Raw genomic sequence first — 14,411 nt, forward strand, 5'->3', positions numbered from 1 at the left:
GAAAGTAAGCGTTCATTCTAGGGATTCATTGACTTTCAGAGCAATGGCGATTTAACGGATTATCTGCAAACAGGTATTTCCTTCGCCTTGGTGTTAAGTCGGCGACCTCTTTGGCTGGATTGCTGGCTAACGCGTTGCAGGACATCCGTCAGGTAGACGTTGGGGTCGATGTCATGCAGCTTACATGTGCAGATTAGGCTTTGGATGAGGCAAATGTGTTCGGCACCCAGTTCTGTCCAAAAGAAGAGCCCGTTTTTCTTACCCATAGGGATGGGTCTTATCTCTCGCTCTAGGTGGTTGGTGTCCATGGCGACATCGGGTTTTTCTAAGAAGACCATCAGTTGACGTTTGCGCTTTAAGGTGTAGTTCAGCGCTTTCATCCAGCTATCGTCTGGTAATAGGTCTGCCCGTTGTCTTTGCTCTTTGCAAAAGGCAAAAAACTGTTCCGCAAAGGGCTTGCTATGTTGTGCTCGATAATCTTTTTTTTCTCATTTGACCAACCTTTCTGCTTGATGTGGCTTTCGTGTTGTTTCAAGACGGCAATCAGGTTAAAGGCGTATGTCACGACCTCGATTTCTTCCTATTCGGCTTTGAGTAACTGACTGCGCATATGCACCCAGCACGTCAGACAGTTCTCAGCTATACTACATACCAGCAATCAATGATATTTTTGGGTAACAGACAATGGCCTTAATTAAGTTTACAAACATTTTTGAAGTAGTTACGGCAAACGAAGAGGAAGCTCTGAGTCTAAAGACTCAAGCAGACATAATTACTACGATTCGTGATATGGCTACTCAACATGGTTGGTCGCATGTCGAAGTCTGTGCTGAAGGAAACCATATTGTGATTAAACAGGCAAACAGTCGAATAAATCAAAATCGACTAAGTGAAGCAGAGCTAATTGAAGGGCTAGATTCCCATACAGCTCACGCAGATGAGCTGTTTCTTAATGTGGATCACGAACTCGCTGAAGCTCTAATAGATCAACTCAATGAGTTAGAGCTGCCTTTTATTGTTCGATCTCATAAAATCTCATAGGAAGCGAACAGAAATTGAAGTCAACCGTTCCAGGCAAAAGCTGCCCCCGATTTTATGACAGACCGAAGAGATATCGTTGAAAACGTTGGGGGGGGGGATCCAGATTGATTGAGCGGTTGTCTAGTCAATATCTAAGAACTAAATATCAACCCAGCCCCAATTAATCCTAGTAACCATAGGTAAATGAAATGTTAGTGACAAATGAAATAACACAAATGGCCAAAGCCATAGTAACCCAGTTGCCTATTCTGAATGGTATATCGAACTCTGATGAGCACCAACAAGCCCTCATACTTTTAGAAGACTTGATAGAACACTATGATGACAACCTGATCATCATTGAAGCCTTGAGCAATGTTATTGCTCGATATGAAGATGAGTCAGCCGAGTTTGATGCTTTCAATAAACGACAAATAGCTCTTAACTCAGCAGCTGAAAACTAAAATCATCTTAACCTTTGATATCAAATAGCTACACTGTTTATTTAAACTATAACCCCGTGGACGATTTTTCCCAAAAGGTCACTTACCCGCTGCATTCCTTCTTTAGTCCCCATCACTGATTCAGGCGATTGACCATTTAAGGCTAAGGCAGGTTTTTTCATCCATGACGTCCAACTGTCTTCGTCACCAAACAGCTTTAGACCCAATTGATGAACCCTTTCATTCAGCGCTCTCATTTCTGACGCTTCAACTGCCTCTAAAATAGCGGCATAAGTGTCAGCAGGAACACAGTAAAATACGGGGTTACCATCCTGCATTACAGCAACTGGGCTGCCTTTTGAATCATTCATAACAAGATCAAGACTGCTCTCAATATCATGAATATCAATGCATTTTTCGGCATAATTTTTTCGTTTATTGCTCATACATATCCCCTAACATGACTGATAAGTACAATGATGATCAACTGTCTAGGAAACTAGGTCCATACCAGCTATCAGGATAAATGAACCTATAGTTCTTCACTTATCTGCTGCATATGGTCATTCACAGAGCTATCAAAATAGCGTCCAGCCTCAATATCAGCCCTAGCTTCTAGCAAGGCAATCTCAAGCTCATACTCTCTGAACTTAGTGTATTTATGCAAATCCATCACTACATATGTATTTCTACCTCGGACAGATATAATCACTTCTTCATCTTCTAACAAACCGGCCTCAACAGCAGCCACACCCTTGGCTTTTAAGTCAGTAGCAGTAACACCCCTCATAAGCTCACCTCTTTTTTCTTACGAATAGTGCTATTAAAAGTACAGTCTGAACTTCCCAGACTTTACTAGACCACCAAAGTATGAACACCTAAAAAAACCACAAAAAAATGACTCATCATTGTTCTAGTACACCAATTATATGCAATTATATTTTTTCTTATAAATTATATGTTTTCTTATAATTGGGCACTTTTCACTAGAAGTATGACGACACTTCAGCAACAGGCGCATCTTTAGACTCACTCGACTCGATCAAGTTTTTTATAACATCACTCTGCTTTGAAAATAATTTCTTACCTTGAGAAAATCGTCAAGTGAAGGGTTCTCTAGCATAAACTCCCTGGCTGATTTGCCATTAAATGTCGGATGATGTATTGGCCTTTTGAAAAAATCATACTTAAAGCCAGGTGGTGAACTTAGGTGAATCATCTTGTATATACTTACCAGCATCGCCAGTATATCAATAGTGTCTTGGTCAACTTGAAGACTGTCATTAGTCTGTGCGGTCTCTTTCCATTGATTCCAAGTTGAAACCGTAATACCGCCTAGAAGAACACACATCTGTTCATCTGATAAATCCCAACGCCCTTGTGGACATTGTTCCTCTAGCCATAATACAACCGTTGCTATTATCTTGCCTGCTGTCTCTTTACTGACATTTTTATTGATACCTTCATCGTTCATGGAACACCCCTCCACCACTATCGTTTGAATTTTTCATTCGTCGCTGATTTCCATTTTCTACATTTCGAGTCAATACACTTTCGGTAACTCATCCCACCTGGTCGTATACGCTGGAGATAAGTGTTCTCTTTTCATTGACCATTGTGGTGACACGCCTTGAGAGGCAAAAAAAACCTTGCCGAGGCCGCTGTGGTTGATTTTGTCCACGACACTCATTAATGCTTTTGAGTTGATTTTTGTATTATCTGCTTGGAATAAATCTTGCTGAAAAGCGCCATGTTCATAAAAATCCGCCAACATTACACCGCCTTTGGCGTAGCGATAACCTGAACGATAGATGCGACGAAACAGCACGTCGGCCACTTCTAATAAGTCTCGCGTGTCGTCGGTTGGGTTAGGCAGTTCTGCAGAAAGGGTTTTCGAATACTGCGGTTCGTTTGGAATGAATGGACTGGTACGAACGAACACACTCACCACGCGACAAAAGCGTTTTTCACCGCGTAATTTCTCGGCGGCTCTGGTTGTGTACTTGGCAATTGCTTCCCGTAGTTCGCGCTTGTCTGTCACTTTATGGCCAAATGAGCGACTGCAAATGATTTGCTGCTTTGTTGGCCTGACCAATTCCAAATCCAAACAGGACACTCCATTTAATTCTCGAATGGTTCGCTCCAACACCACTGAGAACTCACTTCGAATCGATTTAGGGTCTGCATTCGCAAGATCCAAGGCGGTATGAATTCCCCTCGTCTTTAGCTTAGCCGTGGTGCGTCGACCAACACCCCACACGTCACTCACATCAACCAACGCTAATAAACGCTTTTGCCTGTCTGGGTCCATCAAATCCACCACGGATCCCGTGGCTGGATATTTCTTAGCAGCATGGTTAGCCAACTTCGCCAACGTTTTGGTTGGCGCAATGCCGACACCAACAGTAATGCCCGTCCACTGATCGACCTTGGCCTTTACTTGTTGGCCAAATGCCAGCAAATCCATCACATTATTAACACCGGTTAAATCCATGAAGGCCTCATCGATGGAGTACACTTCCAGCCTTGGCGCTTCCTCTTCTAAGATCGTCATCACACGATTGGATAAATCCGCATACAAGGCATAATTCGACGAAAAGCACACAATGCCATGTTCCTTTATCTCGTCCTGAATTTGAAACAGAGGCACACCCATTTTAATGCCTAGTGCTTTTGCCTCTTTGGAACGCGCAACGATACAGCCATCGTTATTTGACAGAACTACGACAGGCGTGTGTTTTAAATCTGGCCGAAACAACTTCTCGCAGCTGGCATAAAAGTTATTGCAATCGACCAAGGCAAAAACCGTCTTCATCAACCACGCTCGTACTTACGAACCACGCCCGTAACAACACCAAAGATTTCCAATTCGGACTCTTCGGTAATCAGAATCGCCTTATAGGCTTTATTCTTCGGTCGAAGCAACACATGTGGCTGAAGCTCCAACGTCTTCACCGTCATTTCCCCATGAATACAGGCAATCACAATATCCCCATGGCGAGCGGTTAACGAACGATCCACCACCAACACATCACCAGAGTGAATGCCCACATCGATCATCGAATCCCCTTGCGCACGCACATAAAACGTCGCGTTCGGGTGAGCGACACAAAACTCATTTAAGTCCAAGGATTTTTCAACAAAGTCCTGAGCAGGCGAAGGAAATCCCGCCGACACCGAATCCACATACAAAGGAATTCGTACGCTATTGGCCGCGATAAACGCCACCGACTCAGACACACCAAGATACGTCACACGCATAATTAGAACCCAAAAATACTGTATATACATACAGTATAGTTTTAAGCAGATCGAATGGCCAAATAAATTTTCAGAAGAAGGACATACAATATATGCATTGCACTCATCCTAGGGGTGTGACAGGAGTCACACCCTGTTTGCAGACCCAAGTTCTACCCAACTGCTTAGGGGGTGTGACAGGTGTCACACCCTGTTTGCAGACCCAAGTTCTACCCAACTGCTTAGGGGGTGTGACAGGTGTCACACCCTGTTTGCAGGCCCAAGTTCTACCCAACTGCTTAGAGGTGTGACTGTAGTCACACCTTGTTTGCAGAGCCAAGGTCTGCACTATCGCAATTAAATCTACCCATTACGCTTAGAGCCAGCCCATCAAAGAAATCGAATTAAATAAGGTTAAACTGAACATTAAAAATTCAGAATGATAGTAGATTATTAAGCATGCAAAAGAGACTTCAAGTGTGTCTTGGCCATAACGATAAAATAATATACAGAAAATGTTTGATCCATTTTATTAGGAATTTAATTGTTTACATTGATTAATGCGATCAATCTGTAATTTTTTTTCTGACACTAAACCTAATATTGTATTCCATGACATAGTCCGATGACATCGCACGTTGATATGATATGAAGTTAAAATGAAAAAATTATTGTAAGTAAATCGTAAAATATATTGACCCACATACCTTAATAAACAAATACTAATAAAAAACAGATTGAGCTTATTAAGTATGATTTTTGCTAATCCAACATTCACTACACTACTCAGTAAAACTGAATTTGATATAGAGCATATTAATGTAGGACATTTCTGCAAAGATTTTTCACATCTAAATACAGTTGACAAAGAAGTTTTTCTTGATAGAACCCCAATCCTATTCAATGATAGAGTAAAATATACATTACTCAACGATACTGATGAAACTTTAGTAAAATCGATCAAATCATTAAAATCAAATTGCAAAATACTATCAATCAAGGTAATTAAGACAGACTTAAATAGCAGTGAGTTGATAGATACTTTCAAATTACTCAACTTAAAAAATCAATCTCACAGACAATTAGAGAACAATATTAAAGATTTAATTATTAGCGGAAACTATGCGTTAAATTATCTCTGCAAATTAAGACAAAAACAGTTAGGGTACATCAACAAAAATCTGTTGACACAAAAATTTTCATCTCAGACTTTAGCTAGAATAAATAAAGAAATTGATTTAGAACTATGCAGAAAAAAAATAATTGAAAAAGAGTTATTTGAAATAAACGAAATCAACCTAATAGAGACATTAAAAAAATTAAAAAATATTAATCGAAAAATTTTTCTATCGGAAATAATAGAAAACTCAGCAGATTTAGAAATTGATTGTATTAATGACATCGCCCTAATATTTAATTATATTATAAAAAACAATTTGACTAAACCAATTCACATTTCTCTAATGAAAGAATTATTTTGCAATTTAAAAAATGAATTTAAATCACCTCCATCTGCAAAATTTTTATTTAAATTAATTTCAGAAGTAGAGAAAAAGAAAAAAGAAAAAATGGAAAACTATAATTTTCTCATCGATTCATGGGGTAATAGAAAAGAAAGACACACCATAATGAACTATTTTATAGAAAAAATGGGGATTCTTAATGAGCGATAGTAACCGGAATAAAACATTAGGCATCAACATGGCATTATGCGTAACGATAAATTACTGGGATGAGGTTGGTATTTGGAGTAAAAATAAGTCTATATTGAAAAAATTTTTAACATTACTTACTCCTCCTCCAAGCAAATCGGTACAAAGAAATTTGCTAAACAACATTATAAAATACTATCATGATGAGTTCATTATCACATTAGATGAACTAAAAACTTTACTTTCTATTATTGATAACATCTCTAATGTACAAACAACTAGTGTGGAATACAATGAAGGTGTTGATTATCCAATATCTTTTGGTATTAACAAACTCATCAACACTAAAAAAAACTTAGGACATGAATTTTTAACTCGCTTTATTTCAATATTCGTAACCTCTACTTACTCAAATCTAAAATCAATTAGTTATGAAGAAAGTGACAGAAAAATATATAATGCAATTTTAGGAACCAGAGAACTAGCACTCGTAAATATAATAAAAAAAATGCAATCTGAAAATAAACTACCCGATAAAATAAAACCTCATTATCAAAAGGATATTGACAGATATTACGATTACATTAACAATACTAAAACGTGCTACATTGATGACGAAAGCTTTTGGAGAGTATTTAATTATTCTCCGATAAAAACAGTTGACTCAAAACATATAAAAATCCAAGAGAAAAACAAAAAAACAAAACAAAAGAAAAATACAAATAACAAATCATCAACTTCTGATAATTATATCCCAAGAATAATAACAACAAAGAAAAAATCCTGGAACACAGCAAAGAAAGAAATAGAATCAAGCTTTGATTATTCTGCGTTATCTCTTCAATCCGTATTGAGTTTCATGACATTCGTAAACCAGAAAAAACCTGAATTATTAAAATTATTAATTTTGTGTTTTTTGACAGGATTAACTCTTAAAAAAGCCATTTCAGCTATACGTACTAGCACTCATGAAAAAACATTAAATGTATTTATTACTAACACTCCAACAAACTCAGATCTATGCTCGGAAATTAAACTTAAAATCTCACCCGAAAGCTTTTTTCAGATTGATGAAAAACAACTATCAATAGATAATCTAGTCGAAAAAATCGCAGACAAATTTGCTTATCTCACCAGACAATTTGCAGAATTTAACGGGGGAAACACTTTACACTTTGATCGGATTGCATCCAATTCCAACCGCCTACTAACATCTCATCACGATGATATAAGAATTCACTATTTAAGAGCAAAAATCGGTTTCTCTATGAGTGCCCCATTCTCTTATATTTCTACAACAAATGAAGAAATAGGGACTCTATACCAAGAAAGATTTAATTTTTTGTCAGAGCGCCTTGAAGATACATTAAAAAAAACACTGCAAGAAATTAAATGGGATTCAACGTTAAATTTGCAACATCTAGGTAGCCAACGTTTACCCAAATATCCTATTGAAAACTTCTTTAAAAGCATTTATTTAAAATGCCAAAAAACACATGAAAAATTCCTTTTATTAAGATCCGATCAACTTCGTATAGACCTTATTAATCTGCATGAAATCTATACATACTTCTTAGAACAAATCTTATTCTCAAACCGACCTAACGGAGAAAAATCAATCTCGATTTTATCCAATGTCTGTAAGCGCCCTTAAATCTGCATTCTTGCTGACCTTCTCGTAATATCAGAACCTAACACCTGTTTACTTTAACCATGAACAGGTGTCTTTATGAATACTTTTTCGGATCCTCAATCCCGTGCTGACTTTTGGCGGGCGCAAGTCACAGCTGCTGAGGCAGCGGCCATGTCCAGTGCTCGGTTCTGCAAAGAAAACGATCTCAATTATTCTCAATTCATGTATTGGCGGCAGAAATGTCAGACACCATCAGCCCCAATATCGGAGGACAAGTCGTCCAGTTTTATCAAAGTGGAACCTTCATTGGGCCAGTTAGGGTCAGGCTTGTCGGTGTCTTTGCCAAATGGCATGCAAATCCACGGTATTGATTCGACCAATGTGACCTTGGTTCGTCAGTTGTTGGAGTGGGCGTTATGACACGTTATTTTCGCCCGTCGGTCGACATGCCTAAGATCTATCTTTATCGTCAGCCAGTGGATTTTCGTAAAGCCGCTGTGGGGCTGGCAGCGATTGTGGAGCAGGAGTTGGCGCAGAATCCTTTTGATGGTGCTTTGTATGCGTTTACCAATCGGCACCGGAACAAAATTAAATGTTTATTTTGGGAGGACAATGGTTTTGTGCTGTATTACAAAACCCTTGCCGAGGACAAGTTTCGTTGGCCCAAAAAGGGTGACGAGGTGATCTCTCTTACTGGACAACAGATTAATTGGCTGCTGGATGGCTATGATATAACGGCGATGAAAGGCCATAAAAAATTGCATTATGAGTCTGTTTTTTAACGCGTTTTAGGGGCTGTTATGATAAAATAACGTACATGAAAACAGCCCCTAATACGCACAACATCTCGGTCAATTATGCGACTCTGTCACAGGCGGAGTTGTTGTCGTTGCTGGTCAAAAAAGACCAAGATCTCGTGCAAAAAGATCAGGTGTTAGCGCAAAGAGATCAGGTACTAGAGCTGAAAAATCAGCTCCTTGATGATCACCATCAGGTTATTCAGCATCAAAAAGCCTTGCTGGATGAAAGAGACCGTAAAATTGCACAGTTAGAGGAGCTCCTGCGCTTAGCCAAGGCTCAGAAGTTTGCGGCAAGCAGTGAAAAGTCCGTCTATCAAATCGATCTGTTTGATGAGGTGGAATTGGAAGCGGCCATTGCGGCTCTGATCGAACAACTGCCCGAAGACGTGCTTCCAGAAGCGGTTCGATCTCGTAAACGCCAACGTGGCTTCTCTGACAAACTGACTCGCGTACGGGTGGAACTGCGTTTGTCAGAAGAAGAAAAAGCCGGTGCCACGTCTACCTTTTTCAGCAAGGTCAAAGAAGAACTGGACATCATACCCGCCCAGGTTCGAGTGTTAGAGTACTGGCAGGAAAAAGCCGTCTTTAAAACACAAGAGGACCAAGCAGACCACATCGTTGTCGCCAAACGTCCTCTTCACCCACTCGGTAAATGTGCCATTAGCATCAGCGCGCTGGCTTACATCATCGCTGGAAAATATGCGGATGGCCTGCCCTTGTATCGCTTGGAAAAACAGATCGAACGTTACGGAGGGCATTATGACCGCACCAGCATGGCCCACCACGTCATCCTGCTGACTGACAGAGTCCAGTCCCTACTGAATCTTGCTTGGGAAACCCAATTGGAAGCGGGGTACCTACAGGGTGACGAAACCCGTATCCAAGTGCTCAAAGAAGACGGCAAAACCGCCCAATCGGATAAATGGATGTGGGTGATACGCGGCGGACCGCCAGACAAACCTATCGTGCGTTTTGAATACAACCCTTCCCGAAATGGGGAGGTACCCGTGCAGCTGCTCGATGGGTTTAAAGGTGTCCTGCAAGCCGATGGCTATGGCGGCTACAATGCCGTGTGCCAGAAATACAACCTAACTCGCATTGGTTGCTGGGATCACGTGCGCCGTAAATTTATTGAGGCCAGCAAAGGCGCTGACACCAAAAAGAAAAACAAAAACTCACCCCCTACCAAAGCCGAGGTGGCATTAAGCCATATCCGTAAACTCTACAGGATTGAAACACAGATAAAAGACCTGAGCGACGCTGAGAAACATCGCGTGCGCCAAGAGCAAAGCCTTCCGGCCCTCAACACCTTTAAAGAATGGCTCGGCAATAATGTCGATAAAACCCCAAAAGACCAGCTGACCTACAAGGCCATCCGCTACGCCCTCAACCAATGGGAGACACTCACGGGATACTGCGAGGATGGGCAATTGCACATCAGCAATGTCTTGGCTGAGAACGCCATCCGCCCCTTCGCAATTGGACGTAAGAATTGGTTATTCGCCGACACCTCACAAGGGGCCAAAGCCAGCGCGGCTTGGTACAGTCTTGTCGAAACCGCCAAAGCCAACGGCCTAGAGCCTCATGCGTATATTTTGCATATCCTGCAGCACATCGCTAGCGCCGACACCGTTGAAAAATTAGAAGCCTTATTGCCTTGGCGTGTTAAAGCGGCGCTGTAAAGGCACACGCCCATCAAGCAAACGGACACAACAGCAAAAAGCACGGGATAAAAAAGAAACGGGTAGGCGTAAAATAAAAAAGTAAAATAAAAAAATAGAAATCGTAAAAGCAAAGAAGAGAAATCAAAGAAAGGCTTTACCGCCGCATCCCTGCAGCCACTGAATCTTCCTGAAAAGAGACAGAGCCTCCCTCCTGGAGGCGTAGGCAAATCCGTTCGCCCTCTGTCTATATTTACCCTAGCCTTTTTTGACACCTGATGCAACCTCACGTATCAATTTACATTATCGATGGATGATCACTACAAGGTCATTTACAACAACACAAAACAAATTAAACGACAAGAATGCTGATTTAAGGGCGCTTACCAATGTCTTTATTAGAAAGGATAAAAATTCGATTAATTATATAGAATATAAAACACTTCCTATCCCTAATCTCTATTCTGAGCAAAAGAAGATAATTAACGATTTACGTATTAATGTTCACCGTCACTTCGACTATAACTATGGATCAGTTGATAGAAATTCATGCATGCTACATTCTGTTAAAAATGGAAAGTATCATCCAATATATCCAGCACTTAATCGACAAATTTTAGATATTTTGAAATCATTTAATATAGAATCCTTGTCAAATTCCAGTAATACATTGAGACATTTTTCCGGAAACTCTTTAAGACATGATCCAATTACATCAAGAATTTTGCTTGGTCATAACGAAGATGGCTTTTATTACTCCTCACCTGCTTCTTCATCAAATTTCGCAAGCAATCATCAAAATGTATTAGCATATCAGCATAGCCTTATTAAAAATTTTAACTTAAAGGTTTTAAAATATGATTTCAATTGACTTATTGAACAGGTGGCAAAATTTAGAGCAAGTTATATTTTTAGATAAAAAAAGTGCCACTCTAGCTGAGATAGTTTTAGAGGCAGTTGATGACAAGAAAATCATTACTAATTCGACTCTAATGTTGATCAAAAAAAACTTAGTTGAACATTACAAACTATTTGATGAGAAGCAACTTACTCGAACTCATCTAAAGGAAGTAAATAATGTCATCTCAAAATTGGAAGCTGTAATTTCTTCTGTTGTTTTTTTTGATTTAATAGATAAAGTGGTAAGGCCAACAGTTATTTCTCCTGATCTAGATCAATCAGAATTTAGAATAATAATACAGGAAATCGCATCAAGCACTCAAAGTATTTTTAAATCTAATACTTTTTATGAAAGTGAAGCTCTTTATATTTTGCTATTGATAGATGTAGCTATGACCACTGGACTTACGCTACCGAGAGCTGAGATATACATTAAAGGACTTCTAAGAAGTCCGTTTGAAGATAAAATACTTATTCCATCAGGTGAGTCAGAAAGGCCTGACAAATGTTTGCCTATCATTCCATCTAACATAACACGTTTTCTCTGTGTTTGTTTACGAAACAGAAACTATACTCCACCTAAAAAAACAAAGTACGAAAGACATATAATCTCTGTCATTAATAAAAGCACAAATATTGCAATAGAACCACCGAAAATTAAGATGAAGGCTTTCTACTCTGCTGCAACTAATTTTTTTACTATTAATGGAACAGAAGCAATTTTGTATAGCAGGCTGTCTGGGAGAACTTTGCCAGTAGCTCCCCCTTGGGGCGATGAAAAAAAATCTATTATCGGAAAGCCATCTACACATATTAATCATAGAAATCGAACTAAAAAGACATTAGTTCCAAGCGAGAAAAAAACAATAGTACAGAGAGATAAAGAGTTGAAATCTTATTCAGATGAATTTTTAGATGATGAAGAAATGCATAGAAGGTTTCTTGCTTGGCAAGAGATCGCGTATTTCTACCTCGGACACTTAAGGTATTGGATTAAGAACCAAACTCTAAAATTTAAAAGTCATGAAATTGAAATACCTAGATTAATTTCACATTTAAACAGGTCAAAAACTAAAACCTTGTTTAAAATGATAGCCAAAAAAACAAAATGTAATCCCGTGTACATTGAAAATTTGAATGATAAAATTGAAGACAAAGCTCATAAATCTCTCCATGCAGTTCTAATTAAAGGGTTCCCTTTAGATAAAGACGTATATCATTATAATGATAATGAAAGACCTTTTTGTGCTATAAGCTTAATGTTTTTATTTGTACATTATGAATTAGTAGTAAGAAAAAACAAAGTAAGCACAGTGTTATCAAAACTAACCAATTTATTCTCAAGAGGTCTTTTTGACTATGAACCATCAATAAATATAGAGGACTGGGATGAGGAGGATTCAAGCCTATTTATACATGAAATCTTAATCAACCCTGATTTGGCCGAAAATACCAACCATTCTAGGCTTTCTCAATTCTCTACGTTGTTGAACTTTAACCGCTCTAAACTAGACTTATGGACAGAGGTGTACTTTCCCGTATCTCAAAGCGGTGAACTCACAACTACGAACCGACATCAAGTCCTCGGACAGCAAGAATTCAACCTTTTTATGGACGCATTTACATGTCACCACAATGTTAAGTCTGATATCACTGTGTCGACAGTCATTTTTAAAATCCTTTTTTATGCAGGTCTTCGCCCTGGAGAGTTAGCGCGGCTAACGCTGGGCGACATCTCTGCAAATAGTGAGGAAGAAATACTCATCAGAGTGCGCCGATTTAAAACACCGGCATCAAGACGTACCATTCCATTGCATCTATTAGCGCCACCAGAGGTTTGTTTGGAGATCTTCGAATATATTTCTCAGCGCTTAAATCTATTCAGCAAACTAAAGATGACCAGAGCATTTGGCAAAGACAGGAAATCGAGTGAAGCAAGGGAAAGACTATTGGCAATTGCTGAAGTTAACGATGAGCAGGCACAGTTTTTAAGGACATTTCCACTTTTTAGCAATGCTGAAAAGGTCACAAGAATTGCTCGCGAAGAGATGAAGCTAATCTTAGGAGAAGGAGCGGACTTGTACCTTCTTAGGCACAGCTATGCCACACATATGTTCTTACGTTGGTATGCTATGCGCTACCCTGGTGTCATTAATGAGTTAAGGGATCGAAATGAATGGTTCTACTCTAATGAAGCCTTAGCGTTACAGCGTCATATTTATCGTCATGGAAGCTTGGTCAACCATTCAAAAGAGACGGACATGGTTCACCTTATGAAATCAATGGGGCATCGATTTGTCGACACTTTTTTCGCAGTCTATTGCCATTCTTATTTTGTTGTTTATAACCATGCCCAGAAGAAATATATGGCACAACGTGGATGGGAAAATTTGCCGGTGAGCACTGGTTTCATTCAGGCCAATATTCCTAAAATGAAGTCCAGAACAACGATCTCTCAAATAAAAGAAAAAAGTTTAGTTGGGGTACTGGAGTTCTTTCAATCTAAAGAAATCTGATGGTATTTAGGTGGTCAAACTACCCAGATTTGGCTTTACAACGCTTTCATGAGCCTCGAAGATTCATGCAAAAGGGCTTGTTTGAAAATCAAACAAGCCCTTTATAGGATTAAAAGATTCTACTTCTAAAAAAGAGCATAATTTTATTCAAATTATCCATGGAGTTGTCTAATAATAAGCTTTCCTTAGCCGATTTCCCTTCAAACGTTGGATGACTGATTGGTCTTTTAAAAAAATCATAAATTGCACCAGAAGGCGCACTCATAGCAATGCTCTCATGGATCTTCAACAGCAGAACCAACCTATCGATCACATCTTGATTTAGTTCAAACTGCTGTTTTCCCTTTGCCACTTCCTTCCACTCATGCCATGAAGATAAAGGAATGCCACCCAAAAATTGACACACTTCTTCATCAGATAATGCCCATTTTTCATCTGATGCTTGATCAGCCAACCAGCTAATGCAAAACGTGATCGCTTTTAAATACTGTGCGGTTTCATTAGTCATATTTTCAACCTCATTACACATTCATTTTTAATAAATAG

15 protein-coding genes and 2 pseudogenes are annotated in these 14,411 nt (G+C 39.2%); 9 read left to right on the forward strand and 8 right to left on the reverse strand.

From position 1 onward, the window contains the following. Positions 1-59: 59 nt before the first annotated feature. Positions 60-230: a transposase domain-containing protein gene (locus J8N69_RS02475; protein ID WP_227804020.1), complete on the reverse strand. Its 171-nt coding sequence runs from the start codon at positions 228-230 to the stop codon at positions 60-62. Continuing rightward, positions 231-473, reverse strand: a pseudogene (locus tag J8N69_RS17155) (IS66 family transposase); the annotation flags it as partial. It lies immediately after the preceding gene. Between the two features lie 316 nt (positions 474-789). On the opposite strand from J8N69_RS17155, the gene J8N69_RS02485 reads away from it, so the two are divergent. Both J8N69_RS02485 and J8N69_RS02490 read left to right on the forward strand, forming a co-directional pair. Then, positions 790-1,041 carry a hypothetical protein gene (locus tag J8N69_RS02485; RefSeq protein WP_168827363.1) on the forward strand — a complete coding sequence of 84 codons (252 nt, stop codon included), beginning with the start codon at positions 790-792 and terminating at the stop codon, positions 1,039-1,041. 188 nt (positions 1,042-1,229) lie between these two features. Then, positions 1,230-1,484: a hypothetical protein gene (locus J8N69_RS02490; protein ID WP_072841232.1), complete on the forward strand. Its 255-nt coding sequence runs from the start codon at positions 1,230-1,232 to the stop codon at positions 1,482-1,484. A 41-nt stretch (positions 1,485-1,525) separates the two neighbouring features. Here J8N69_RS02490 and J8N69_RS02495 read toward each other — a convergent pair whose 3' ends face one another. The 5 genes from J8N69_RS02495 to umuD all read right to left on the reverse strand — a co-directional run bounded on the left by J8N69_RS02495 (position 1,526) and on the right by umuD (position 4,724). Beyond that, positions 1,526-1,909 carry an MbcA/ParS/Xre antitoxin family protein gene (locus tag J8N69_RS02495; RefSeq protein ID WP_168827408.1) on the reverse strand — a complete coding sequence of 128 codons (384 nt, stop codon included), beginning with the start codon at positions 1,907-1,909 and terminating at the stop codon, positions 1,526-1,528. 86 nt (positions 1,910-1,995) lie between these two features. Further along, complete coding sequence (locus tag J8N69_RS02500; protein WP_114413786.1) at positions 1,996-2,253, reverse strand: type II toxin-antitoxin system Phd/YefM family antitoxin; 258 nt, start codon at positions 2,251-2,253, stop codon at positions 1,996-1,998. A 261-nt stretch (positions 2,254-2,514) separates the two neighbouring features. Beyond that, positions 2,515-2,937 (reverse strand): hypothetical protein, encoded by a 423-nt coding sequence (locus J8N69_RS02505; protein WP_168827410.1) that lies wholly within the window; start codon positions 2,935-2,937, stop codon positions 2,515-2,517. 69 nt (positions 2,938-3,006) lie between these two features. Then, positions 3,007-4,278, reverse strand: a complete 1,272-nt coding sequence (umuC, locus tag J8N69_RS02510) for a translesion error-prone DNA polymerase V subunit UmuC (RefSeq protein ID WP_168827419.1) — start codon at positions 4,276-4,278, stop codon at positions 3,007-3,009. Then, complete coding sequence (gene umuD / locus J8N69_RS02515; protein ID WP_168827421.1) at positions 4,278-4,724, reverse strand: translesion error-prone DNA polymerase V autoproteolytic subunit; 447 nt, start codon at positions 4,722-4,724, stop codon at positions 4,278-4,280. Before umuD ends, umuC begins: the two co-directional genes overlap by 1 nt. Positions 4,725-5,455: 731 nt before the next feature. On the opposite strand from umuD, the gene J8N69_RS02520 reads away from it, so the two are divergent. The 7 genes and pseudogenes from J8N69_RS02520 (at position 5,456) to J8N69_RS02550 (ending at position 13,865) form a co-directional block, all read left to right on the forward strand. Further along, positions 5,456-6,376 (forward strand): hypothetical protein, encoded by a 921-nt coding sequence (locus J8N69_RS02520; protein WP_168827423.1) that lies wholly within the window; start codon positions 5,456-5,458, stop codon positions 6,374-6,376. Beyond that, a complete protein-coding gene (locus tag J8N69_RS02525) occupies positions 6,366-8,009 on the forward strand; it encodes a hypothetical protein (RefSeq protein ID WP_168827425.1) in 1,644 nt (547 codons plus the stop codon). Before J8N69_RS02520 ends, J8N69_RS02525 begins: the two co-directional genes overlap by 11 nt. Positions 8,010-8,084: 75 nt before the next feature. After that, entirely contained in the window at positions 8,085-8,408 is a 324-nt protein-coding gene (gene tnpA / locus J8N69_RS02530) for an IS66 family insertion sequence element accessory protein TnpA (RefSeq protein WP_168827677.1), read from the forward strand. Next, positions 8,405-8,770, forward strand: coding sequence for an IS66 family insertion sequence element accessory protein TnpB (gene tnpB / locus J8N69_RS02535; protein WP_168827675.1), 366 nt, complete (start codon positions 8,405-8,407; stop codon positions 8,768-8,770). The genes tnpA and tnpB overlap by 4 nt, the downstream gene beginning before the upstream one ends. Before the next feature lie 218 nt (positions 8,771-8,988). Continuing rightward, positions 8,989-10,470, forward strand: a pseudogene (gene tnpC / locus J8N69_RS02540) (IS66 family transposase); the annotation flags it as partial. A 247-nt stretch (positions 10,471-10,717) separates the two neighbouring features. After that, complete coding sequence (locus J8N69_RS02545) at positions 10,718-11,320, forward strand: hypothetical protein (protein ID WP_227803956.1); 603 nt, start codon at positions 10,718-10,720, stop codon at positions 11,318-11,320. Next, positions 11,307-13,865: a site-specific integrase gene (locus tag J8N69_RS02550; protein WP_168822947.1), complete on the forward strand. Its 2,559-nt coding sequence runs from the start codon at positions 11,307-11,309 to the stop codon at positions 13,863-13,865. The genes J8N69_RS02545 and J8N69_RS02550 overlap by 14 nt, the downstream gene beginning before the upstream one ends. A gap of 109 nt (positions 13,866-13,974) precedes the next feature. Here J8N69_RS02550 and J8N69_RS02555 read toward each other — a convergent pair whose 3' ends face one another. Continuing rightward, positions 13,975-14,373: a hypothetical protein gene (locus J8N69_RS02555; RefSeq protein WP_168822945.1), complete on the reverse strand. Its 399-nt coding sequence runs from the start codon at positions 14,371-14,373 to the stop codon at positions 13,975-13,977. Positions 14,374-14,411 lie beyond the last annotated feature (38 nt).

Origin of the sequence: Marinomonas profundi, from assembly GCF_020694005.1 — a bacterium.
GTDB lineage: Bacteria > Pseudomonadota > Gammaproteobacteria > Pseudomonadales > Marinomonadaceae > Marinomonas > Marinomonas profundi.